The organism is Alicyclobacillus sp. SO9 (assembly GCF_016406125.1).
GTDB lineage: Bacteria > Bacillota > Bacilli > Alicyclobacillales > Alicyclobacillaceae > SO9.
In genome coordinates, this window is record NZ_CP066339.1 from 2,231,665 (window position 1) to 2,253,884 (window position 22,220).

The 22,220-nt window shown below is 50.8% G+C and carries 21 protein-coding genes; 17 read left to right on the forward strand and 4 right to left on the reverse strand.

Translation table 11 applies throughout. The features are described from left to right. Positions 1-34 precede the first annotated feature (34 nt). The 16 genes from GI364_RS10065 (at position 35) to pyrE (ending at position 15,126) form a co-directional block, all read left to right on the forward strand. Positions 35-331, forward strand: coding sequence for a YlmC/YmxH family sporulation protein (locus tag GI364_RS10065; protein ID WP_198853449.1), 297 nt, complete (start codon positions 35-37; stop codon positions 329-331). Between the two features lie 115 nt (positions 332-446). Further along, entirely contained in the window at positions 447-1,268 is an 822-nt protein-coding gene (gene pgeF / locus GI364_RS10070) for a peptidoglycan editing factor PgeF (protein ID WP_198853450.1), read from the forward strand. A 65-nt stretch (positions 1,269-1,333) separates the two neighbouring features. Beyond that, positions 1,334-2,047, forward strand: a complete 714-nt coding sequence (locus GI364_RS10075) for a YggS family pyridoxal phosphate-dependent enzyme (RefSeq protein ID WP_233096089.1) — start codon at positions 1,334-1,336, stop codon at positions 2,045-2,047. 9 nt (positions 2,048-2,056) lie between these two features. Next, positions 2,057-2,335, forward strand: coding sequence for a YggT family protein (locus tag GI364_RS10080; RefSeq protein WP_198853452.1), 279 nt, complete (start codon positions 2,057-2,059; stop codon positions 2,333-2,335). A 117-nt stretch (positions 2,336-2,452) separates the two neighbouring features. Further along, complete coding sequence (locus GI364_RS10085) at positions 2,453-3,232, forward strand: YlmH family RNA-binding protein (protein WP_198853453.1); 780 nt, start codon at positions 2,453-2,455, stop codon at positions 3,230-3,232. Positions 3,233-3,336: 104 nt separating this feature from the next. After that, on the forward strand, positions 3,337-3,852 hold the full coding sequence (locus GI364_RS10090) for a DivIVA domain-containing protein (protein WP_198853454.1): 516 nt from the start codon (positions 3,337-3,339) through the stop codon (positions 3,850-3,852). A gap of 195 nt (positions 3,853-4,047) precedes the next feature. Next, a complete protein-coding gene (locus GI364_RS10095; protein WP_198853455.1) occupies positions 4,048-4,647 on the forward strand; it encodes a TraR/DksA C4-type zinc finger protein in 600 nt (199 codons plus the stop codon). 208 nt (positions 4,648-4,855) lie between these two features. After that, complete coding sequence (gene lspA / locus GI364_RS10100; RefSeq protein WP_198853456.1) at positions 4,856-5,308, forward strand: signal peptidase II; 453 nt, start codon at positions 4,856-4,858, stop codon at positions 5,306-5,308. Positions 5,309-5,314: 6 nt separating this feature from the next. Continuing rightward, positions 5,315-6,262 (forward strand): RluA family pseudouridine synthase, encoded by a 948-nt coding sequence (locus GI364_RS10105; RefSeq protein WP_198853457.1) that lies wholly within the window; start codon positions 5,315-5,317, stop codon positions 6,260-6,262. A gap of 222 nt (positions 6,263-6,484) precedes the next feature. Beyond that, complete coding sequence (pyrR, locus tag GI364_RS10110) at positions 6,485-7,018, forward strand: bifunctional pyr operon transcriptional regulator/uracil phosphoribosyltransferase PyrR (protein ID WP_198853458.1); 534 nt, start codon at positions 6,485-6,487, stop codon at positions 7,016-7,018. 21 nt (positions 7,019-7,039) lie between these two features. Beyond that, entirely contained in the window at positions 7,040-7,990 is a 951-nt protein-coding gene (gene pyrB / locus GI364_RS10115; protein ID WP_198853944.1) for an aspartate carbamoyltransferase, read from the forward strand. Next, positions 7,947-9,248, forward strand: coding sequence for a dihydroorotase (locus GI364_RS10120; protein ID WP_233096090.1), 1,302 nt, complete (start codon positions 7,947-7,949; stop codon positions 9,246-9,248). The genes pyrB and GI364_RS10120 overlap by 44 nt, the downstream gene beginning before the upstream one ends. Before the next feature lie 5 nt (positions 9,249-9,253). Next, complete coding sequence (locus GI364_RS10125; RefSeq protein WP_370541844.1) at positions 9,254-10,369, forward strand: carbamoyl phosphate synthase small subunit; 1,116 nt, start codon at positions 9,254-9,256, stop codon at positions 10,367-10,369. Further along, the gene (carB, locus tag GI364_RS10130; protein WP_198853460.1) at positions 10,362-13,589 is read left to right on the forward strand and encodes a carbamoyl-phosphate synthase large subunit; all 3,228 of its coding nucleotides are present in this window, start codon (positions 10,362-10,364) and stop codon (positions 13,587-13,589) included. Before GI364_RS10125 ends, carB begins: the two co-directional genes overlap by 8 nt. A 6-nt stretch (positions 13,590-13,595) precedes the next feature. Continuing rightward, positions 13,596-14,459, forward strand: a complete 864-nt coding sequence (gene pyrF, locus GI364_RS10135; RefSeq protein WP_233096091.1) for an orotidine-5'-phosphate decarboxylase — start codon at positions 13,596-13,598, stop codon at positions 14,457-14,459. A gap of 16 nt (positions 14,460-14,475) precedes the next feature. After that, the gene (pyrE, locus tag GI364_RS10140) at positions 14,476-15,126 is read left to right on the forward strand and encodes an orotate phosphoribosyltransferase (RefSeq protein ID WP_304503176.1); all 651 of its coding nucleotides are present in this window, start codon (positions 14,476-14,478) and stop codon (positions 15,124-15,126) included. Positions 15,127-16,384: 1,258 nt separating this feature from the next. On the opposite strand, the gene GI364_RS25135 is transcribed toward pyrE, so the two are convergent. The 3 genes from GI364_RS25135 to GI364_RS10150 all read right to left on the reverse strand — a co-directional run bounded on the left by GI364_RS25135 (position 16,385) and on the right by GI364_RS10150 (position 18,694). After that, complete coding sequence (locus tag GI364_RS25135) at positions 16,385-16,516, reverse strand: hypothetical protein (RefSeq protein WP_255524646.1); 132 nt, start codon at positions 16,514-16,516, stop codon at positions 16,385-16,387. A gap of 34 nt (positions 16,517-16,550) precedes the next feature. Further along, the gene (locus GI364_RS10145; RefSeq protein ID WP_198853461.1) at positions 16,551-17,207 is read right to left on the reverse strand and encodes a QcrA and Rieske domain-containing protein; all 657 of its coding nucleotides are present in this window, start codon (positions 17,205-17,207) and stop codon (positions 16,551-16,553) included. 197 nt (positions 17,208-17,404) lie between these two features. After that, complete coding sequence (locus tag GI364_RS10150; protein WP_304503177.1) at positions 17,405-18,694, reverse strand: Glu/Leu/Phe/Val family dehydrogenase; 1,290 nt, start codon at positions 18,692-18,694, stop codon at positions 17,405-17,407. A 110-nt stretch (positions 18,695-18,804) separates the two neighbouring features. On the opposite strand from GI364_RS10150, the gene GI364_RS10155 reads away from it, so the two are divergent. Further along, complete coding sequence (locus tag GI364_RS10155) at positions 18,805-20,238, forward strand: DUF2254 family protein (RefSeq protein WP_198853462.1); 1,434 nt, start codon at positions 18,805-18,807, stop codon at positions 20,236-20,238. 139 nt (positions 20,239-20,377) lie between these two features. On the opposite strand, the gene GI364_RS10160 is transcribed toward GI364_RS10155, so the two are convergent. Continuing rightward, positions 20,378-22,162 carry an Rqc2 family fibronectin-binding protein gene (locus GI364_RS10160; protein WP_198853463.1) on the reverse strand — a complete coding sequence of 595 codons (1,785 nt, stop codon included), beginning with the start codon at positions 22,160-22,162 and terminating at the stop codon, positions 20,378-20,380. Positions 22,163-22,220 lie beyond the last annotated feature (58 nt).

The window sequence follows — 22,220 nt, forward strand, 5'->3', positions numbered from 1 at the left end:
CAATGGCCGGTTTTAGGAAGGGGCGTGATAGTTCATGGTACGAATTTCGGACCTGCAGTCTAAAGACGTCGTAAATGTTGCAGACGGAAAACGGCTGGGAACAATCGGTGACCTTGACGTCGATGTGAACAGCGGTCTGATTAAGGCGATTGTCATTCCTGCAGAATCCCGATTCTTTGGAATGGTTGGGGGCGGGCAGGATTATGTGGTCCCCTGGAACCAGATAATCCGCATCGGGTCGGATGTCATTCTCGTTGATTTACGTGCATCCAGGGAACCGGGTTACTACTTGCCCCCTGAGACCGGAAAACGGGGAACAGGCGGCTATTAGGTGTATGTTTACGCTCTGTCCGGACAAAGTATTGGGGAAAAGCCTGATTGTTCTTGACGCCGCTCGCGAAGAAAGGGATACTTACCGCAGGAATTTGTCGCGGGAGGTGGCGTGGTTGTTAACGGCTTGGACAGGAAATGCAACGGGCGGTACAACATGGATCCGCACGAATTGGCCGGGAGATACTGCTCGCGGCCTCTTTTCATTTCGCCATGGCGGCGTCAGTGAAGGGCCGTACGCGAGCCTAAACCTTGGATTGTCGGTACATGACAATCCCCATGCGGTGGAGCAAAACCGAAGAATTGCGGCACAACAAGTCGGCGGTGACCTTGAAGACTGGGTTTTGGGTCAACAAGTACACGGTTCGCACGTTGCGGCTGTGAGCCTTGCAGACAAAGGCAAAGGAATTCATCATGTTCATCCGCCATTGCCCGAAACAGACGGCTTAATTACCAACGTTCCCGGCATTACTTTGGCGGTATTGGCTGCGGACTGTGTTCCCGTTCTGTTCTACGATTCAGAACGGCAGGTTATTGGAGCTGCTCATTCCGGCTGGCAGGGTACTGTTGCTCACATCAGCGTACGCGTTTTGGAAGAAATGAGTCGCATGTATGGTACCAAGCCGGAGAATGTGCACGTTGCCCTCGGACCTTCTATAAGACGCTGTTGCTACGAAGTGGACGAACGCGTCGCAGGCAAGATTAGAGCCGCGTTTGGCGAGCGGTATCTCGTCAGAAGACCGCTGATTCCTGGTAAATACCTCTTGGGAATACAGGACTGTATTCGCTCGGACCTGGAACAACACGGTGTCAATGCAAAAAGTATTGTGGATGCAGGTGTCTGCACATCTTGCCGCGTTGAACACTTGTATTCGCACCGCAAGGAGCACGGGAGCACAGGTCGCAGTGCGGGCATCGTACGCCTTACACCGATTTAGCAGGATTTACGGTCGACATGCGGAACTTAAATAGGTGCATACAAAATTGGGGGAGTGACGGTTACTTGGAAGAGCACAACCCGTTTCAAGCACCCGCAGCGGCACTGTTGGAGGAAATTCGGTCGGCCTGTGAAAGAGCCGGACGAGATGCCCACCGAGTTGAAGTCATCGGTGTGACAAAAACCGTGGACAAAAACGCGATCACCCCGCTGCTGGAGGCCGGAATCTGTCACTTCGGTGAGAATCGTTGGCAACAGGCGAAAGACAAAGTAACTTTGCCGAACACAGACTCCGCCGTGTGGCATTTCATCGGACGCTTACAGTCCAACAAGGTGAAGTACATTGTCCGGCACTTTCAGTGGATACATTCATTGACTTCTGTTCCGCTTGCCAAAGAAGTTAGCAAGCGTGCAGAGCAGATTGGCGTAACAATGCAGTGCATGCTTCAAGTGAACGTGTCTGGTGAAGAAACAAAGGACGGCATTGCGTCAGATGAGATTGTGCCAATTCTTCAGGAGATACGGGAATTGCCGGGGGTTCGCATTCGCGGGCTCATGACAATGGCTCCGTTTTATGAGGATCCGTTGTTGACGCGACCTACCTTTGCAGCACTTAGGGAAGCGTTGACGGACACGCGGGAAAGGCTGTCTTGGCCAGACCTGACAGAATTGTCCATGGGCATGTCACATGACTTCCAAGTTGCCGTCGAGGAAGGTGCCACCATGGTTCGAATCGGCCGTCGATTAATGAATGAATGGACAGAGCTAAAGCAGGAGTGAGCAGAAAACATGTGGTTTCAATTGGTAAACATCATAGGTAACATTCTTTATATTTACTTGTATCTGTTAATTGCAGTGGCCATCATGTCGTGGATCCCGGATGTGGCAGAAACACAACTTGGGCGGATTCTGCGGCGTATTACGGACCCCTACTTGAATTTGTTCCGCAGGTTTATTCCGCCGCTGAACCTCGGAGGGATGATGCTGGACATTGCTTTCTTCATTGCATTTTTCGTGTATTACTTGGCCATTAACGAGGTTATCCGTTTGCTGAACAGCTTTGGATAATACCATGTTGAGGTCTAGCGAGTGATGGGTTCAGCAAGTGATGAGACAAATCCATGGATTTTGAAGGCATGGATTTTTGATAATGGACAAAAAAGATTGAGTGAAGAGGGAAAATGATTGGCAGAAGAGCTTCATATTGACGGATGGGCGAGAGCCGCCGAGCGACCGTTTCTGCGTCGGCTGGATGACATTGCCCTACAAGTTGAATCGCGCTATACTGCGGAACTCACGGATTTTCTAACGCCACGAGAGCAGATACTCGCCGAGTCGATGGCGCGCCACCACAATCTGAACATCACCTTCTTTGGCGGGTATGATGGAGCCGAACGGCAACGGGCTTTGATTGCTCCTTCATACTGGGTGGAAAGACAAGCCGACTACAGGATTTGCATTCTGTCGGCGACACTCAATCAACAGCGCTCAGCTTCACACCGTCATATCATGGGCTCGCTTTTAGGCACCGGTGTAAAACGCAAGAAAGTCGGGGATATAGGTCTGAATTCTGAGAAAGCCTATGTAGTGATGGACACGGACTTAGCGGATTTTGTGCAGGCGAACTGGCGTCTGCCGGGTATGTTCGACGGAGTGATTCAACGTCTGGACCATGTTGATGCTTTTCCAGTTAGCCAATATGAGCTTACGAATGGAAGTGTGTCTTCGCTGAGGCTGGATGCAGTCATTGCGCAATTCTGTAAGTATTCCCGCAGTAAAGCTCAAGAGGCGGTCAAACGAGGGCATGTCACTCTTAACTTTGCTGAAGTCACCAACCCGGCGGAGTCACTCGAACAAGGGGATGTCATCTCCATTCGAGGCTTTGGCAGATTAAAGCTGATGAGTCTCGAAGGTGAGTCCAAGCGAGGGAAACAACGCCTGCAAATAGGTGTATTGAAGTCGTAAAATTGCAGGACTTTCTATGGCTTCGTCGAATAGATTTCAAGAACCACATGTCGAAGGAATTCCATTACTGACATGATGTGTCGAATTTGGAGGAGGTGCGCGGGATGCCGCTGTCCCCGTTAGATATTCACAATAAAGAGTTTGGACGGTCTTTTCGCGGTTACGATGAAGATGAGGTTGACGATTTTCTGGAGCGTGTGATTCAGGATTACGAGGGACTCATTCGTCAAAACAAAGAACTTGATGAGCGTATGGGCGACCTTAAGGAGCAACTGAAGCATTTCACAAACATTGAGGAGAGCCTGAGTAAGTCCATTGTGGTGGCTCAGGAAACGGCGGAGGAAGTCAAGACCAATGCGCGTAAAGAGGCTCAACTCATTGTGAAAGAAGCAGAAAAGAACGCGGATAGAATCGTTGCCGAGGCCTTGAATAAGTCGAGGAAAATTGCAATGGATGGGGAGGAAATTCAGAAACAGTCATCCATGTTTCGGGCTCGTTTTCGTTCTTTGCTCCAAGCTCAGTTGGAAATGCTCGAATCAGATGATTGGGACAAAATAGGGCAGGAACTCCCCGCCAAGGAATCATATGCGTACGAAACGCACTCTGACAATGCCGGTTAGTACGACGGATTTATCTTTTTTACTCTGCACTTTGGTCCCACCCTTAGGTGGGCTTTTTTATGTACAAAAGAGGTCCGAACAACTTCATAAATAACACTGAAACCGCAGCCAATCCTGGCAGGAATGTGTCGAATGAGTCCTGACATACCACACCACAATAAGAGTGGAGGGGAGTATGAAAAGGGGGGAACGGCTGTGGAACTAAAGCTTGTGCAAGAACGTCTCAAGAAGGACTATGACCATATTCGTCGGAAGTTGTTGAATTCAGGAGAATACGGACTTACTAACGTCGAAAGAGATGAGTTGGGCGAATTGTCGGCATATGACAATCATCCAGCAGACATTGCGAGTGAAGTCTGGGAAAGAGAAAAGGATGTCGGCCTTCGCGACCGCGATAAACTGCAGCTTCAGGCAATTGAACGAGCTTTGTCTGCAATCTATCAGGGCACCTATGGTGTTTGTCAATCATGCGGCACGCAAATCCCGCAGGAACGGTTGGAAGCCCTGCCAATTGCTGTGTTGTGCAAAGTATGCCAGGAGCAGGATGAAGCACAACATCCGAATCGTGACTGGCCCGTTGAAGAGGAATTTCTGTACCCGGGGTATGCCAGGACAAACCTCGATAACACCACAAATGTGGAATTTGACGGAGAAGATTCTTGGCAGGCTGTAGCACGTTACAATGAGCGTCCCGACTATCCCTTTGACCCCGACTTGGGTGAATTGGATGATAACGAAGGGATTGTCGAGGAAACCGACGCTATCAGCAATGAAATGTACAAACGGAAGGGCTGAGTTAGCCTGCAGCCAGAGCTGAGTCAGAGTGTAGTCCACCGGTTCCGGCGGAGGTTGGTGGACGAAAATCGGGAACGTTCCAGCTCTTGGAAGGATGTCTTTGAAGGCACAGCCCGGCAGAAATTCTGCCGGGCTGTCTGTGCCAAGTGTACAGCATTATGGTAGACTGTTTCAGAACATATCTTGAGTGGAAAAGGTGACAATAAGAGTGATCTACCTACTAGCCGCACTGGTTTTTGCCGCCGATCAAGTCATTAAATGGGAAGTACGGAGCCACATGGCGATTACGCAAAGCATTCCTGTATTTCCGCCGGTTTTGTACCTCGACTACATTCGCAACTCAGGCGGTGCATTTGGTATCTTACCACATTTCCGGATTCTCTTCGTACTTGTGGCAATGGTGGTTATCGCAGCTGTAATTTATGTTGATGTCAGGTATAAGCCTGTGTTATGGACGCGTATTGGCCTTGGCTTACTATTGGGAGGCGCCCTTGGAAACATGTGGGACCGCATCGTGTTTGGTAATGTTACGGATTATATGTACCTTCAGATAATACACTTCCCAATTTTTAATCTAGCGGATGTGATGATTGATGTTGGCGTAATTATGCTGCTGATTAGGAGTCTCCAGTCAGACCGGTCATCAAGGAAGGACGACTAAAGCTTCATGAATGAAAAATGGGCTATTGTAGAATCCTTTACTGCAGAAGCACAAGACGAAGGAATACGGCTCGACAAGTGGCTGACGGATGTACTTCAGGAGCGAGACTACGACGTGTCTCGAAACCAGGTGCAGGACTGGCTGAAGCAAGGTTTCATTCAACGCCGGGAATACACCCGGAGACTGCGCAGCAGCGATTTGATTGAGCCAGGCTATGAGTTCTCTGTTGCGGTCCCCGCCGCACAGAGCGCGGAGATAACAGGAGAAAGCATTCCTTTGGACGTGGTGTATGAGGACGCGGAAGTCATCGTTATCAATAAACCACGAGGGATGGTTGTCCATCCAGGTGCAGGTCATACTACAGGGACAATGGTAAACGCCCTTGTTGGCCGGGGGACACAGTTGTCGAATCTGGGAGGAGAGATGCGCCCGGGTGTAGTGCATCGCATCGATAAAGACACATCTGGTTTGCTGGTCTTTGCCAAGACTGACAGAGCTTATCATGGGCTGTCAGAGCAGCTTCGAGAGCATTCCATGACGAGGCAGTATGAGGCCATTTGCCATGGACTCGTGACGCACGACAATGGGACGATTGATGCACCTGTTGGCCGTGACGCAAAAAATCGGCAACGGATGGCCGTGACGGAACTCGGGAAAGAGGCTGTCACACATTTCCGGGTGGAACAGCGATTCACGCGACATACCTTTCTTTCCTTACGACTCGAGACAGGACGAACCCATCAAATTCGGGTACATCTAGCGTACATAGGTCATCCTTTAGCTGGCGATCCAATCTATGGTCCGCGACATACGCTGCCAATTGCAGGGCAGGCGCTGCACGCCCATACGCTGGGCTTTGTTCATCCCGTGACCAAAGAGGAACTGGTGTTTGAAGCCGCTGTGCCACAGGACATGACAGTACTGCTTGAAGGGTTGCGTCAGGGGATGTGGTAGATTTCAGTTGACGCGAGCCTATGAAGTTGCTAAAGTGAGACCAACGAACAGTACCTTTAAACCAATCCCGCGAGATTGGAAAGGTGTCGGACACGAATATCGGTTGCGCGGCTCTTGGATTACCATTTTGGCTGCGTTTCAAGATATGCGACTGCCTTTCCACTAGGCAGTCGTTTTTTGTGTGCCGCCTCTTCTCGCGAATCCGACACGGGAGGTTCTCAGATGCAGAAGAAAGCACAGTTAATGGATGCGACTGGAATGCGCCGATCTATCACGAGAATGGCGCACGAGATTTTGGAGCGGAACAAGGGACTCAGTCAGGTAATTCTGGTGGGGATTGAGCGAAGGGGAGTTCACCTTGCCAATCGAATTGCGGACAGGCTGCTTGACATCGAAGGTGTGCAGCCTGAGGTTTTTGCCCTTGACCCGCGTCCTTACCGGGATGACGTTCCTTCCTCGGAGAACAACAGAATCCCTCTTGAAGGCTTTCCAGTGGAGGACAAAGTGGTTGTGCTTGTGGATGACGTACTGTACACAGGACGCACGGTTCGGGCGGCCATGGACGCAATTATGACCACCGGACGTGCGAAGATGATTCAACTGGCAGTGCTGGCAGACCGAGGTCACAGGGAGTTGCCGATTCGACCAGACTATGTGGGGAAGAATGTGCCGACAGCTCGCGATGAAGCGATTGAAGTCATGTTAAACGAACTGGACGAAGAGGACAGCGTCTGGATTACAGGACAGCAAAACTGAGGGGGAAATAGCGTGGAACACATGCTCTCGTCAAAAAGTTTGGACAGGCGGCGCGTCGAAAAACTGATTGCATCTGCTGAACAGCTGCGGGGATTGCCGCGCCGAGATTTGCTGAGTGTTCTTGCCGGGAAGGTTGTAGCAACGCTGTTCTACGAGCCCAGCACACGTACCAGGTTGTCCTTTGAAGCGGCGGTTGTTCGGCTTGGCGGTCAGGTGGTCAGCAGCGAGAACGCAAAGGAAACCTCTTCTGCCAAAAAAGGTGAGCGGCTTTCAGATGTCTTTCGCGTAGTCGGGGCCTATGCCGATGCCCTTGTCGTTCGTCACCATGAGACTGGAGCGATTGAAGGAGCGGCTGATAAAAGCCCTGTTCCCATCATTAATGCGGGCTCAGGTTCGGGAGAACACCCCACCCAGGCACTCCTCGACGCCTACACGATATGGCGCGAACTCGGTGGTTTGGACGGGCGAAAAATCTGTATTATGGGTGATTTAAAATACGGTCGTACCGTTCACTCTCTGGTTCAGGTACTGACGCTCTTCGATGACATTGAAGTGGTGTTGTTTCATCCCGAGTCGCTGGCGCTTCCAGAAGCGTTAACGAAGCATGCACAAGCCAACGGGACCGTCGTTCGGCGGGCCGGGACGTTTGCTGAAGCTGTGCACAATGCGGATGTCATTTACCAGACAAGGGTCCAGATTGAGAGACTCCAGGACGCCGACGAAGCAGCCGAGGCGGGAGAATATCTGTTGACGAAAGACCACATGAACTTGGTTCCGGAGCACGCGAGAATACTTCACCCGCTGCCAAGAGTCAATGAATTGGCTCTCGAAGTCGATGACGACCCCCGGGCGGCTTATTTTCGACAGGTGGAAAATGGACTGTATATACGCATGGCGCTGCTCAAAGAGCTGATTGGAGGAGATGTACTTGCAGACGAAACTGCAGGGCGGAAATTTGCTCAATCTTGTTGACGGGAGCTTGACAACGGTTGACGTCATTGTGGATGACGTGACTGGGAAAGTCGCCGCCATTGGAGAGAACCTCGGTCATGTTGACGAAGTGATTCAACTGAATGGAGAAGTGCTGCTGCCTGGGTTTGTGGATCTGCATGTACATCTTCGCGATCCCGGTTTTACAGACAAAGAGACCATCGCCACTGGTGCGGCGGCCGCTGCGGCCGGAGGTTTCACGCAGATTGCCTGTATGCCGAACACCAATCCACCCTTGGACTCGCCGGCACAGCTTGACTACGTAACACAGCGCTCGCGTGAAGCCGGGGCGGCCAGGGTGCTGCCTATTGCTTGCATCACTGAACGCCAGGAAGGGAACACGCTGACAGACTTTGAACGTTTAAAGTGCTCTGGCGCGGTCGCTCTTTCGGATGACGGCAAGGGTGTTCAAGACGGCGGCTTGATGCGAGAGGCCTTGATCCAAGCGAAAAAAGCAGGCCTGCCTGTGGCAATCCATGCAGAGGATGAATCCATTTCAGGCCCAGGGGTACTAAATGAAGGTGCGGCAAAACGACTCGGTTTGCCGGCAATCCCGGGTGCCGCAGAGTCTGCGATGATTGCCCGTGACATTCTGCTGGCGGAAGAGACTGGAGCTCACATTCACATTTGCCACGTCAGTGTGGAGTCAGCGGTGGCTTTAGTCCGGTTTGCCAAAGAGCGGGGCGTGTCCATCACAGCTGAAGTGACACCCCATCACTTGCTTTTATCCGATGACCTGATTACAGCTGACGACGGGAACTTCAAGGTCAACCCGCCGCTGCGCAGTCAGCGCGATAAGGAGGCCTGTTTACGGGGCTTTCTGGACGGCACTTTGGATGTGGTCGCGACCGATCACGCTCCTCATACAGAGTCAGAAAAGGCCCAGGGCATCAAAAAGGCACCCTTTGGTTTGGTCGGGATTGAGACGGTGTTTCCGCTGTTGTACACATACCTGGTTGTCCCGGGCTTGATGAGTCTCTCCGAACTAGTGAAGAGAATGTCCACGCTTCCGAGCCAGGCCTTTGGTCTGCCGGGCGGTGTCATTCGGGCAGGAGGCCCAGCTGATATTGCCGTGGTGGATTTGGAAACAGAGCGGGACATTCTTCCCGAAAACTTCCTGTCAAAAGGCCGAAACACACCTTTTGCAAATTGGCGAGCAAGCGGCTGGACGAAATTGACGATTCAAGGCGGACGTGTAGTTTTTCGTGATTCCATGGCAAAAGCGACAGTAGGGGAGTGAAGCGAGTGGCAGGCAAGAGCAAGGAGAGAAAACAGGCGAGATTAATACTGGAAAACGGCATGGTCTTCACCGGTATAGGATTTGGCGCCGACGGAGAATCCATTGGTGAAGTGGTATTTAATACCGGAATGACTGGATATCAGGAGATTTTAACGGATCCCTCCTACTGTGGACAAATTGTAACGATGACCTATCCGCTCATCGGCAATTACGGGGTGAATGTGGAAGACGTAGAGTCGAGAAAGCCTTATGTGAGAGGTTTTGTCGTGCGAGAGTTTAGCGCCGTGGACAGCCATTATAAAAGCATGAATAACCTGGAGAAATACCTCAAGGACAACAACATCATTGGCATTTCAGAGATTGACACGAGGAAATTGACAAAGGAAATTCGAAGCGAAGGTACGATGAAAGCTGTTTTAACTACCTTAGACGATGATGTCAGCACAGTACTTGAAAAGTTGAAAACACCGTTGCCAAGGAATCAGATTGAAGAGGTAACGACCCCCACTGCCTATCGCTGCCCTGGCGAAGGACGGCGCGTTGTGGCCATGGACTTCGGCATGAAATCAGGTGTGGTTCGTTCACTGCTGGCACGCAACTGTGACGTCATTGTGGTACCGGCCACCACCACTGCCGAAGAAATCCTGGCGTGGCAGCCCCATGGCGTGATGCTCAGCAATGGCCCGGGTGACCCTGAAGATGCGCCCTATGCTGTAGAAGCCTTGCAGAAACTCATCGGCAAGGTCCCGGTCTTTGGGATTTGCCTCGGACACCAGTTGATTGGTCTTGCCTGCGGTGCAAAAACCGAAAAACTGCGCTTTGGCCACCGCGGTGTCAACCATCCTGTCCGCAACATTCGCACAGGCAAAGTTGCCATCACCTCACAGAATCACGGTTACGTGGTGCAGCCTGGGTCTTTAGAGTCAACGGATTTGAGACTAACCCATGTAAATCAAAATGATGACACTGTGGAAGGCATGGCACACAAGAAGCACCCAGTGTTCTCTGTGCAGTATCATCCGGAGGCGCGCCCCGGCCCGGATGATTCGGACGACTTGTTCGACGAATTCATGCAGATGATGGATGAGGTAAAAGAAGGGAGATGGGTTCCAAATGCCTAAGCGTACAGACTTGAACAAGATTTTAGTTATCGGAAGCGGACCCATTATTATTGGTCAGGCGGCAGAGTTTGACTACGCAGGAACCCAAGCCTGTCAAGCCCTTAAAGAAGAGGGGTACGAAGTGTTGCTGGTGAATTCCAACCCCGCAACCATCATGACCGATCCCGACATTGCAGACAAAGTCTTCATCGAACCGCTCACACCTGAGTTTGTTGCGCAGATTATTCGCCGGGAGCGACCCGATGGGATTTTAGGAACTCTGGGCGGGCAAACGGGACTCAATTTGACCGTGCAGCTCTCAGAAATGGGTGTTCTTGAAGAAGAAGGCGTTGAAATTCTGGGCACGTCCTTGAATGCCATCCGGGAAGCTGAAGACAGGGAGGAATTTCGCTCCTTGATGCATCGAATTAAGGAGCCTGTTGCTGAAAGCGAGATTGTTACTTCTCTTGACGCCGCCCGTACTTTTGCCCGCAGGATTGGGTTCCCCATCATCATTCGCCCTGCTTACACGCTGGGCGGCACAGGCGGGGGAATTGCCGAGAACTGGGAGCAATATGAAGAGATTGTGAGTCTCGGACTGACCATGTCTCCCATTCACCAGGTGCTTGTGGAACGGGGTATCTCAGGCTACAAAGAGATTGAATATGAAGTCATGCGCGATAAAAATGATACGTGTATTGTCGTATGTAACATGGAAAATGTCGATCCCGTCGGGGTCCACACAGGCGACAGCATTGTCACTGCACCCAGTCAGACGTTGTCGGACGCGGACTACCAGCGGCTTCGGTCGGCCAGTCTGAAAATCATCCGGGCACTGGGCATAGAAGGCGGCTGTAATGTGCAGTTGGCTCTCGACCCCAACAGCGACGAGTACTATGTCATTGAGGTAAATCCGCGCGTGAGTCGGTCCAGTGCCTTGGCCTCAAAAGCGACTGGGTACCCCATTGCAAAAGTATCCGCAAAAATTGCTGTCGGCTATCGATTGGACGAAATCAAGAACCCGGTGACACAGGAAACCTATGCAAGTTTTGAACCTGCGTTGGACTACGTGGTCACAAAAATTCCACGTTGGCCCTTTGACAAGTTCAATAGTGCCAATCGCAAACTTGGGACCCAGATGAAAGCAACGGGAGAAGTCATGGCGATTGGGCGTACCTTCGAAGAGTCTTTGATGAAAGCAATCCGAAGCCTGGAAGTGGGCGTCGAGAGCTTGTTTGTGAAACGGAGTCGAAGTTGGGACGGGGATGAAATTGAGCGTCGTCTCAGACATCCGGATGACGAACAACTGTTCGTATTGGCTGAGGCAATGCGCCGCAACGTGAAGTTGAAGACACTTCACACATGGACCGGTATTGACCGCTGGTTCCTGGAGAAGATTTACGGTTTGGTCAAACTCGAGCAGCAATTCGCTGAAAAAGCCAAGGGCTACAATCAGTGGCCGGAGTTTGCAGAACAGAACTTTGACTTAATTGTTGAGGCAAAACGAAAAGGGTTCCCAGACGTAGAGATTGCACGGGTTACAGGATGGGAACAAAGTGAAGTTTCGTCGTGGCGACTGGAGCAGCGCGTGACACCTGTGTACAAGATGGTCGATACCTGTGCAGGGGAGTTTGAGGCAAGGACACCGTATTACTACAGTACGTACGAGGCTGAAGATGAAGTGGAGACAGGAGACAAAAAGAAACTGCTTGTCCTTGGGTCTGGACCTATCCGCATCGGTCAAGGAATCGAGTTTGACTACTGTTCGGTTCATGCAGTATGGGCCATTCGGGAGGCTGGCTATGAGTCCATTATAATCAACAATAACCCGGAGACTGTCTCGACTGACTTTAACACATCGGATCGGCTGTATTTTGAACCGCTTCATCTGGAAGATGTTCTGAACGTCATTGCACGAGAACAACCGGAAGGCGTCATTGTGCAGTTTGGCGGACAGACAGCGATTAATCTTGCGGAACCGCTGGCACAGGCCGGTGTCCGTATTATCGGTACAGACCTGGAGAATATCGACAGAGCGGAGAACCGCGAGAAATTTGACGCACTCCTAAACGACCTGGATATCCCGCGTCCGGCCGGAGCTACAGTCATTTCATTGGACGAAGCGAAAACTGCTGCCGAGCACTTAGGCTACCCGGTTGTCGTTCGTCCCTCTTATGTACTGGGCGGCCGCGCGATGCAAATCATCTATTCCGACGAAGAACTGGAACACTATATTCTCGAGGCTGTCGAAGTATCACCGAAACATCCCATTCTCGTGGACCGTTATATACAAGGTGTGGAAGTGGAAGTGGATGCCATTTCGGACGGAGAAACAGTGGTTATCCCTGGCATTATGGAGCACATTGAACGGGCCGGTGTCCACTCCGGTGACTCCATTGCGGTGTATCCGCCGCAGTCGCTGTCGGACAACATGAAGGCGCTGCTGACTGACTACACTGTCCGCATCGCACGCGACTTGTCGGTCAAGGGCATGGTTAACATTCAGTACGTTGTGACAGGTGAAGATGCCTTTGTGCTCGAGGTCAACCCGCGCTCCTCCCGCACAGTGCCGTTCTTGTCCAAAGTCACTGGTGTGCCCATGGTCCAGTTGGCTATGCAGGGTGTCCTTGGGAAGAGTCTGCAGTCTCTTGGATATGAAACAGGTCTTATTCCAGAGTCAGATATGGTGTCAGTCAAAGTGCCCGTGTTCTCGTTTGCAAAGCTGCGCCGTGTTGACATTGACTTAGGCCCGGAAATGAAATCAACGGGTGAGGTCATGGGACGTGAGAAGACGCTGGCGAAAGCGTTGTACAAGGGACTTCTCGGTGCCGGGACTGACATCCCTCAATACGGAACAGTGCTTGCGACTGTGGCTGACAAAGACAAGGCAGAAGCGTTGCCTCTCCTTGAGGGATTTGCGAATTTGGGATATCAGATTGCAGCTACCGAAGGTACAGCCAAATACCTTGAAGAGCAGGGTCTGCGTGTAACAGTCGTCAATAAGTTGGCTCAAGGTACACCGAACTTGTCCGACGATATTCGCGACGGCCGCATTCACCTTGTCATCAACACATTGACAAAAGGTCGTAAGCCCGAGCGCGACGGCTTTCGTATACGACGCACTGCAGTGGAGCACGGCGTCCCCTGCCTGACCTCTCTCGATACGGTCAAGTCGTTGCTCGAGGTCCTGTCGACAATTCGCTTTAGTACGATACCTTTGGAGGCTTCGGCCGGGAGGTAATACGGCATGACAAAGGAAAGCCCAAATTCGAACTGGAATGCAACCGGAAATTCAAAGCAAGACTCGAATCAAAATTCAAAGCACAGTGTAAAGCAAAGTTCGAAACCTGTGGCAGTCCAGCCAGGGATAGCCGGCATTCAGGACCTCTCTCACGAAAAGTACGACAAGGTTCGAAGCATGTCTTACGTCGCGCTGGATTTTCCGGACTGGAAGCAGGCTCGACGCCTTGTCGATGAGTTCGGTTCAGCCGTCGATGGTTATAAGGTGGGACTTGAGTTGTTTCACCGAGCAGGTTACGGGGCTGTGGAGGAGTTGTGCCGTCAAGGCAAGCGTGTGTTTTTGGATATTAAGCTTCACGATATCCCGAATACAGTGGCCGGAGCGTTGCGAGCTGTCTGCGAACTGCCGATTGAAATGGTAAACGTGCATGCATTCGGCGGCAGAAAGATGATGGAACGGGCCCGGGAAACAGTAGCGCAAGCGCCCCATCAACCGCTTCTCGTGGCGGTGACGGTCCTGACGAGCTTAGAGCAAACGGATCTGAAGGAAATCGGGCTGGACACCTCACCCGAGAATGAAGTCCAAAAATTAGTTCAGTTGACGGATGAATGCGGACTAGATGGTGTAGTTGCGTCGGCTCTGGAAATTAACGTAATCCGCCATATGACTCGTTCTGGGTTCGAGATTGTTGTGCCGGGGACGCGGCCCAAAGGGGTATCGCAGCACGATCAGGCGCGGACTTTAACTCCAGGAGAAGCCGCTGCCCGCGGCGCGACCAGACTGGTTTTGGGTCGCTCAGTAACGCAAGCAGAGCACCCCATAACGGCCTTGCAAGCGATATGGGACGAAATGATAGAAGTCAGTTCCTAGCGAATGGGGGATATATATGAGTTTCCTGTCTGTAGAAGATACGGTGTCAAACCAATTGGCACAAGGACTCCTGAAAATTGGAGCGGTGGAGCTGCGTCCAAACAATCCGTTTACGTGGTCGTCCGGATGGAAGTCTCCTATTTACTGTGACAATCGATTAACGCTGTCTTATCCGGTGCTGCGATCACTTATCAGCGGCGGACTGAAAGAGGCGATTCAAAATAATTTTCCGCAGGCAGAAGTTCTGGCAGGAACGGCGACTGCCGGAATTCCGCATGCTGCCTTTGTGGCTCAGGAACTGTCTCTGCCAATGGCGTATGTCAGGTCCAGTGCGAAAAGCCACGGCAAAGGCAAGCGGATTGAGGGCTTGATCCGTGCTGGTAGTCAGGTTTTGGTGATAGAAGACACAATTTCTACGGGAAGCTCAGCCTTTGACGCGGCTCAAGCATTACGCGATCACGGTGCCAAGGTTGTCGGTGTGGCAGCCATCTTTTCCTATGACTTTGACACTGCTGTTTCGCGGGCCCGGGAACTGGACATTCCGGTTCTCCGGTTGCTCGGGTATCCGCAGTTAATTCAGAGTGCAATTGAGATGGGTTACATTTCTCAAGCGGATGAACAAAGACTCCTTAGTTGGCGAAACTCGCCGGAAACCTTTGGGGTTTAGAGCACGCAGAGCTCGGGATAAATTAGGTTTTAGCAGAAATGTCCGCTTATTTCCTAGTGGTGGATAATTATATAAAATGCAGGCCGGGTTTCCGGCCTGTTTTCTTAAATTGGGTGGGTGAGTCGGTCAAGTCCAACCGAGTTTGCTCTCCATCACGTTTGTTAGGGATCCTTTTGCACCCTATTACGATACACGCCAAACCATAGGGATCGATTCGATCACTATTCCAACAGGCCACTTCAAATAGGGATCCCGTTGCACCTAATCACCCAGGTTCCACCCTGACGCTCTCCACATTAGGGATCATTCATGACACTAAAATCTTGGCCGATTGGCATTAATGATCATTGCGATCCCTATCGCATCGTCGCTCCGAGCAATAGGGATCTTTGCAGTCACTAATTGGCCGCACCAGTTGCTTCACAAACTCCCGGCACCAGTTGCTTTACCAATTACCCGCGCTAACTGCCTCGTTGACCCAAGCCCCGGCCTCATCAGCGCCAATCGAAGCCTGTGCAATGGCGCAAAAAGAGAGAGATGAACAAAGGAAACGCAACGTAGTACCATGCTTGTAACACTCTACCTTGCCGAGCAGCCTTTCCCGAGAGAGAAATTCACACCGGCTCTGACTCGACCGCAGTTCGGGCTGACCACATGAAAAAAGCGTGTTTACCCTGTTCCAAAAACCATTTTAATGAATTAGTGGATGTAAAGTCCAGCCTAAACGGGATATGCCGGCCTGTTTTCTTAAATTGGGTGGGTGAGTCGGTCAAGTCCAACCGAGTTTGCTCTCCATCACGTTTGTTAGGGATCCTTTTGCACCCTATTACGATACACGCCAAACCATAGGGATCGATTCGCTCACTATCCCAACAGGCCACTTCAAATAGGGATCCCTTTGCACCTAATCACCCAGGTTCCACCCTGACGCTCTCCACATTAGGGATCATTCATGACACTAAAATCTTGGCCGATTGGCATTAATGATCATTGCGATCCCTATCGCATCGTCGCTCCGAGCAATAGGGATCTTTGCAGTCACTAATTGGCCGCACCAGTTGCTTCACAAACTCCCGGCACAAACTGCCCGCGCTAACTGCCTCGTTGACCCAAGCCCCGGCCTCATCAGCGCCAAAGTCATAACGTCAACTCTGTTTGACGCAGCCGCGCCCATGGACAAATCAAAAGGCTGCTCCTAAGCGTGTGTAAGTTGCCCGGGACAGCCTTTTCTTTAGGGAGAGGATTGCGTATGCAGGTGTTACTTGTCCTCCACTACAATTACAATTTGTCTGCAATAAACAGTTACAGAAACGAAGTAAATAAACGGAATGTAAAATGCCAGTGTCGATAGGGTGTAGCGGTTAACCTCCGCCGTCATCCGTTGATCCATTGATCCGTTGACCCCTGAATCCTGTAAACGGACACTATTCCACAGTCGGGTTTGGATTGTGCTCCCAGTTGCTGTCTTGACGTTTAAATGCCTGCCCAACATGGACATAACCCTCAGAATCCACTTTGTATGTGTACAGGTCTAGCGGACGGGGGGCTGGTGCACTGGGCGTGTTCACGCCGTACTTGTCATAGTGGCTTCCGTGGCATGGACAAAAGAACCACGTTTTCGTGCCAATGTTCTTGTCGTAGCTGACGGTGCCGGCTTTGGAACGGCCGTCGTTAAAGCTTGGGGCCACAGATTTCCCATTCTGGATGGAACCTTTCACATGGCATCCTAAATGGGTGCATACGTGGGACATAATCATAAGCTTCTTTTGATACTTAATGACATACACGTCGTTAGGCTTATCCTGAGAGTTCCAGGCGTCGTCTTGATGTTGCATGAACGTTACGTGCTTGGGAAGCTTGTCGTCGAAGTCTGTGACTTTCCAAGTCGTCTTGGAGAAGCTGCCTCCGCCGCTGCGGCTTAGCGGATCGAATGCCATGACCAGATTTGGTGAAACAACCGTTGCCGCCATAAACGCTCCGGTTCCGCCCAGGACATATGTAAGAAACTGGCGCCGAGTGAGACCCTTTTGCTCAGTTCCCACTTCTTCAGCAAATTTCCTGCGCTTTTCCTCTTGATCCATAGCGAGATTCCTCCTTAACAGCTTACCCTTTGTCGCCAACCTTGTTGCAGAGTAAGCTTCAGACAAAACAATAGTATAAAATCATTTTTCAATGGTTTTATACTATCACGATTCTCCAGGGCAATTGGAGGCCTATTCTTCTAGTAAATGAGGACAATTAGCGAAATGTCTAGATGAAGTTGAAAGAGGCGGGGTGGTTACACCCAGCCTCTCCACTTCATTGCTTCTGCAAAAGGACGAATGCCAACCATGTACGCTGCAAGACGTGTGGATACTTGATAGCGTTTGGAGGTATTGAGGATATTGTGAACCGATTTGACCATCAATTCTTCCATCTGTTGGTTGACCTTATCCTCGTCCCAATACCAACCTTGATTGTTCTGTACCCATTCAAAGTATGAGACCGTGACACCGCCTGCATTTGCAAGGACGTCAGGTACTAGCAAAACGCCTTTGCTGTGAAGAATTTCGTCTGCAGCGGGTGTGGTAGGACCGTTTGCGGCTTCGACAACAATGGACGCGTGAATGTCCGATGCATTTTCTTCTGTAATTTGGTTTTCCAAAGCAGCGGGAACCAGAATATCGCAGGGTTTGACCAAAAATTCCTCATTCGACAGCACGTTGCTGTAGTGTGTGCTGACCATCCCGAAGGAGTCCCGTTTCTCCATCAGGCTTGGAATGTCTAATCCTTCGGGCTCGTACAATCCGCCGCCGGCATCGCTGACACCTACGACCTTGACTCCCATCTCGTGAAGGATTGAGGCCACGTGACTGCCTACGTTACCAAACCCTTGGACAAGAGCTGTGAGTTCGTTAAGGTTTTTGCCCAGGCTTTTGGCAGATTCTCTAATCGCAATGCATACGCCCAATGCTGTAGCTTTCTCTCGACCCTTTGACCCGCCGAGAACGATTGGTTTACCTGTAATGAAGTTGGGGGAATCGTTCTCACGCATGAGGCTGTACTCATCGTACATCCATGCCATGATTTGAGGGTTTGTATACACATCGGGTGCCGGAATGTCCTTTGTGGGACCTACAATCTGACTGATAGCTCGCACATAGCCCCTCGCCAGACGTTCTTGCTCAGTCGTTGACATGGTTCTTGGGTCACAGATGATTCCGCCTTTCGCACCGCCGTACGGAAGGTCAAAAATGCCGCATTTAATGCTCATCCAAATGGACAGCGCTTTGACCTCATCAAGGCTTACATTGGGATGAAAACGGATTCCACCCTTGGTTGGACCAACGGCGTCGTTGTGCTGAGCACGAAACCCTGTAAACACTTCTGTATGGCCATCGTCCATTCGAACAGGGATGCGGACGGTCATGGTGCGAATTGGCTCGGCCAGCAATTCGAACATTTCGTCTGAATATCCCAGCCGCTCCAGCGCTGCTTCAACAGCGTTTTGAGTATTAATCAGGACGTTTTCGCCATGGGCCGGCATCCTTGCGCCCGCGGCTAGCCGTTTACTGACTTGACTCGTCATGAAATGCGCTCCTCTCGCAGTTAACCACTACATAATTGATTTGCTCCGTTTCATAATAAATCACTCGGGGAAGGATGGAAAGTAGCAGTGAGCACGAAAGGGAGAAAAGTATGGGGGAAAATCAGGGGAATGTAACGAAAAATGAGGGTGGCCTTCGCCGCTTGAACGCTTCCTGGAGCTTTCACGCAATTTTGGCAGTCCTCATCATCATTTTGGCATTTTCTCATCCGCCCATGTTATTTTACGGGGATACCGACACGGCGAGAAACTACCTCAATACTATTGTTTCCTCGCTGTCCACTATCCTGGCCCTGTGTATTTCCGTGATTCTTGTGGCTATTCAATTGGCCGCAAGTAACTATACTCATCGGGTGCTGGATTTTTACATTCGACTCCCCTACAATGCGTCATTGTTTTTGCTGTACTTAGTGACCATCTTACATAGTTTCTATTTAATGGCTAAGATTCGCGATCCCGTTCGAGAACCGCTTCAAGTCGCTCTTCGTCAAGAAATGAGTGCAGACCTGGTCCTTGTCATGATTTGCTTCATCAGCCTTTTGCTATACATGTACGCGGTAGTGACGCTGTTGAAACCTGACAGAATCATCCACTTGATTTATCGGGATTACCACATTGCATCCCGACGAAAACACTGGCAAAAAGCACAAGCAAATGTGGAGCAACTGTGCGACATTGCCAAACGAGCCGCTTCTGTCAGCGACTCCGTAACAGGTACACTGTGCATGAGAGTCATGCTGGATATTGGGAAAGACTTGCCGCTGCCGGAAAATGAGCAGGACAAACTGCTGAGAGTGCATCAAAACCTGATTGATCAATGGATTGAAATGGTGGGTGTTTGCGCCAAGGAAAAAGAAACTGGACTCATGAAAACTGTTTTGGACGGCTTGTATGAGCAGGGACAGTACTACATTCAAAAAGAGTTCTGGACGGCTGCAGTGGTGGTCATTCGTGCCTACCGCCACATTGTATTCAGTCACTTGTTGGAGGAGGGGCAGTACTACTATGTGGAGACTGTCGCCGTGAGGTTGTATGCTCTAGCAGATGAAGCGACGGCATACGGAGAGCGGGGGCAACTGTTTACGCTTCGGACTTGGAAGGTGATTTGTGCTATTGGTGAGCATATTTTTGCAAGTTCTCCTGAAACCGAGGTGACGTTTCTTCAAGGGTTTTTGCTGTCGAGACACGTTTTTACCACTTTGAACGAACTTCCAGAAGACTTGCGGATTGAAGGGCTGTCCCTTTATTTTCAATTGTGGAAGGCTTTCGCAGTCAGCGCGCAAATGCGTGAAGCTGCACGCTTTGCAACTTGGTGGAAAGAACAGTTTCACGGAAGGCGCGTGTTCCATCAAGGACAACAACTGGCCCTGCAGCTCTGCAGGCACCTGGGACGCGAGGAGATTGAAAAAACGCTTTGTCATGTCTGGGAACTCGAAGAGATTGAACTTCAGCCGCTGCCGGAATTTAATAAATTCCGGCTTGCGTTATTTGACGGTTGGCCAAAGGATACATTCGCCAAGGGATAAAGCGGTATGCTCCACACAGTGAATTCTTCTCTGGTGCAATCATGTCTTGCGGATGCAATACAACTGTCCGCTTGCAGCTTTCTGTTTCAGCGTCGTCAGTCAGGTGTTGTCTCTTCTTTATCCAAATGCGGTCTCTACTTCAGTCAGATGCCTCTTCTTCAGTCGTTTGTTCCATGCTTTTGACGACGCTTCTGTCGGGGGTTACATAGAGTGTTGACTGATCCTTATATAAAGCAAATCCAGGGCGCGCTCCGTTTGGCTTCCAAACGTGTCTGATTTCCGTGAAATCGACAGCAACGTTGGATGACTCCCGTCCTTTTGAGAAATATGCGGCCAAGGTGGCAGCCTGGTGAACCGTTGTTTCGGGGACATCCTTACCGGATGTACGGACAACCACATGTGACCCGGGCTGGTCCTTGACGTGAAACCAAAGGTCGCTTTGTTGGCTGCGACGAAACGTGATTTCATCGTTTTGTGTGTTGTTTCTTCCCACAAAGACAGCAAACCCGTCTTGACTCCGGTATTGTTCTGCTGACTTCTTTTTTTCGGTCCGCTTATCATTAGCTTTCTTTCGCTTTCGCGACGGCTTAAGAAAACCTTGGTCTGTCAACTCTGCTCGCAGTTGCTCTACGTCTTCCGCAGAAGCGTCTTGCGCAATCAGGAGGCAGCTTTCCAAATACGCGATGTCCTGCTCTACAGATTCTTCTTCCGAGACGAGCAAAGACAGGGCACGTTTTTTCTTTCGAGCACGTTTAAAGTATGCTTGTGCGTTTTCGATGGCATCTTTGGCAGGGTTAAGCTCGATAGTCTCCATTTCATTATTTTTATAGAAATTTGGCAGGGATACTTCGGTTTTCCCTTTCCCCAGCTCGTGCGCATAGGCTGTCAGGAGCTCTCCAAAAATTCTATCCGATTCGTGTTCTTCACCGCGGCTTAGTTCCCGGCTTAGTCTTGTCCGCTTGGCGTGCAGGCGGTCAATGGCCTCATTCAGTTTTGCAGTGAGTTCAGAATGCAGTGCTCCTGTTCGCTTTCGAATAGAAATGTCCCGATAGTATTCCTCTATGGCCTCATCCAGCGATGCACATGTTTCCGTCTGTTCGCATGAAGTCAATTGGAACGGTGCATAACTTGACAGTCGTCCAAAAGCGTCCATTCCAAGACACGGGACTTCCCGTCTGTTCTTGACAATTGAAAAGAGGGAAGAGAGGGCATTGACAACTGAAGTCAAGTCGCGGTCTCCATCACTACCCTGAGCCCGAGCCCGCACTAGGGCTTCTTTTGCCGTTACCGGGCCCACTCCTGAAATCAACTTTGGCAGTTGTTTAGCAAGCTTGTCTGCGGTTTGACCCCAGTCTAGATGAGTTAAGGTTTCTTCCGGTTTTGACGCAGACAGTTCAGCCACTGTTTGCTTGGCCTGTGCAGGAGCTCTTGTATATGTAGTTCCTGGAAGAATCGGCCGAACACGGCTCATGTCCGGTGTGACCCGCACAATGCTGTCAATAATACGTCCGGGCTGACCGTTTTCAACAGCGCATATCATTAAGTTGCTGTGGCGGCCCATTAGTTCGAGGATGATTGCGGTTTGAACGGGATCGCCTAAATCATCGTAGCCGTCCACGTAAATCTCCAACACTCGGTCTGTGCCTTGCTGTTGAATCCGTGCTATGCGCCCGCCTTCCATATGTTTCCTTGTCAACATACAAAACATCGGCGGTGCTTCGGGGTTTGCGGGTCGCTGGCCCCGTATCTGATGGGCTCGGTAAAAGTTTCGGTGTGCACTAAGCATTAGTCTTGTCGTACCGATGGATGAGCTTCGCAGTGTTATGACTAAATCCCTCTCAGCGGGCTGATGGATCTTTTCCACCCGCGCCCCAACGAAACACTGCCATTCCTGAATGAGAGCACTTAACATAAGTCCGTCCAAGTTAACTTCTCCCTTCTGCACTACGAGTATAACTGGGTGCGTATTACGTGTCTAACAA

Excerpts from the sequence above, each read along its gene's own strand:
- GI364_RS10155 (WP_198853462.1), top strand. The coding sequence starts at position 18,805 with ATGGGGGAAAATCAGGGGAATGTAACGAAAAATGAGGGTGGCCTTCGC.
- GI364_RS10090 (WP_198853454.1), top strand. The coding sequence starts at position 3,337 with ATGCCGCTGTCCCCGTTAGATATTCACAATAAAGAGTTTGGACGGTCT.
- pyrF (WP_233096091.1), top strand. The coding sequence starts at position 13,596 with ATGACAAAGGAAAGCCCAAATTCGAACTGGAATGCAACCGGAAATTCA.
- GI364_RS10145 (WP_198853461.1), bottom strand. The coding sequence starts at position 17,207 with ATGGATCAAGAGGAAAAGCGCAGGAAATTTGCTGAAGAAGTGGGAACT.
- pyrR (WP_198853458.1), top strand. The coding sequence starts at position 6,485 with ATGCAGAAGAAAGCACAGTTAATGGATGCGACTGGAATGCGCCGATCT.
- pyrE (WP_304503176.1), top strand. The coding sequence starts at position 14,476 with ATGAGTTTCCTGTCTGTAGAAGATACGGTGTCAAACCAATTGGCACAA.
- GI364_RS10065 (WP_198853449.1), top strand. The coding sequence starts at position 35 with ATGGTACGAATTTCGGACCTGCAGTCTAAAGACGTCGTAAATGTTGCA.
- carB (WP_198853460.1), top strand. The coding sequence starts at position 10,362 with ATGCCTAAGCGTACAGACTTGAACAAGATTTTAGTTATCGGAAGCGGA.
- GI364_RS10105 (WP_198853457.1), top strand. The coding sequence starts at position 5,315 with ATGAATGAAAAATGGGCTATTGTAGAATCCTTTACTGCAGAAGCACAA.
- GI364_RS10080 (WP_198853452.1), top strand. The coding sequence starts at position 2,057 with ATGTGGTTTCAATTGGTAAACATCATAGGTAACATTCTTTATATTTAC.
- GI364_RS25135 (WP_255524646.1), bottom strand. The coding sequence starts at position 16,516 with ATGGATCAACGGATGACGGCGGAGGTTAACCGCTACACCCTATCGACA.
- pyrB (WP_198853944.1), top strand. The coding sequence starts at position 7,040 with ATGCTCTCGTCAAAAAGTTTGGACAGGCGGCGCGTCGAAAAACTGATT.
- GI364_RS10150 (WP_304503177.1), bottom strand. The coding sequence starts at position 18,694 with ATGACGAGTCAAGTCAGTAAACGGCTAGCCGCGGGCGCAAGGATGCCG.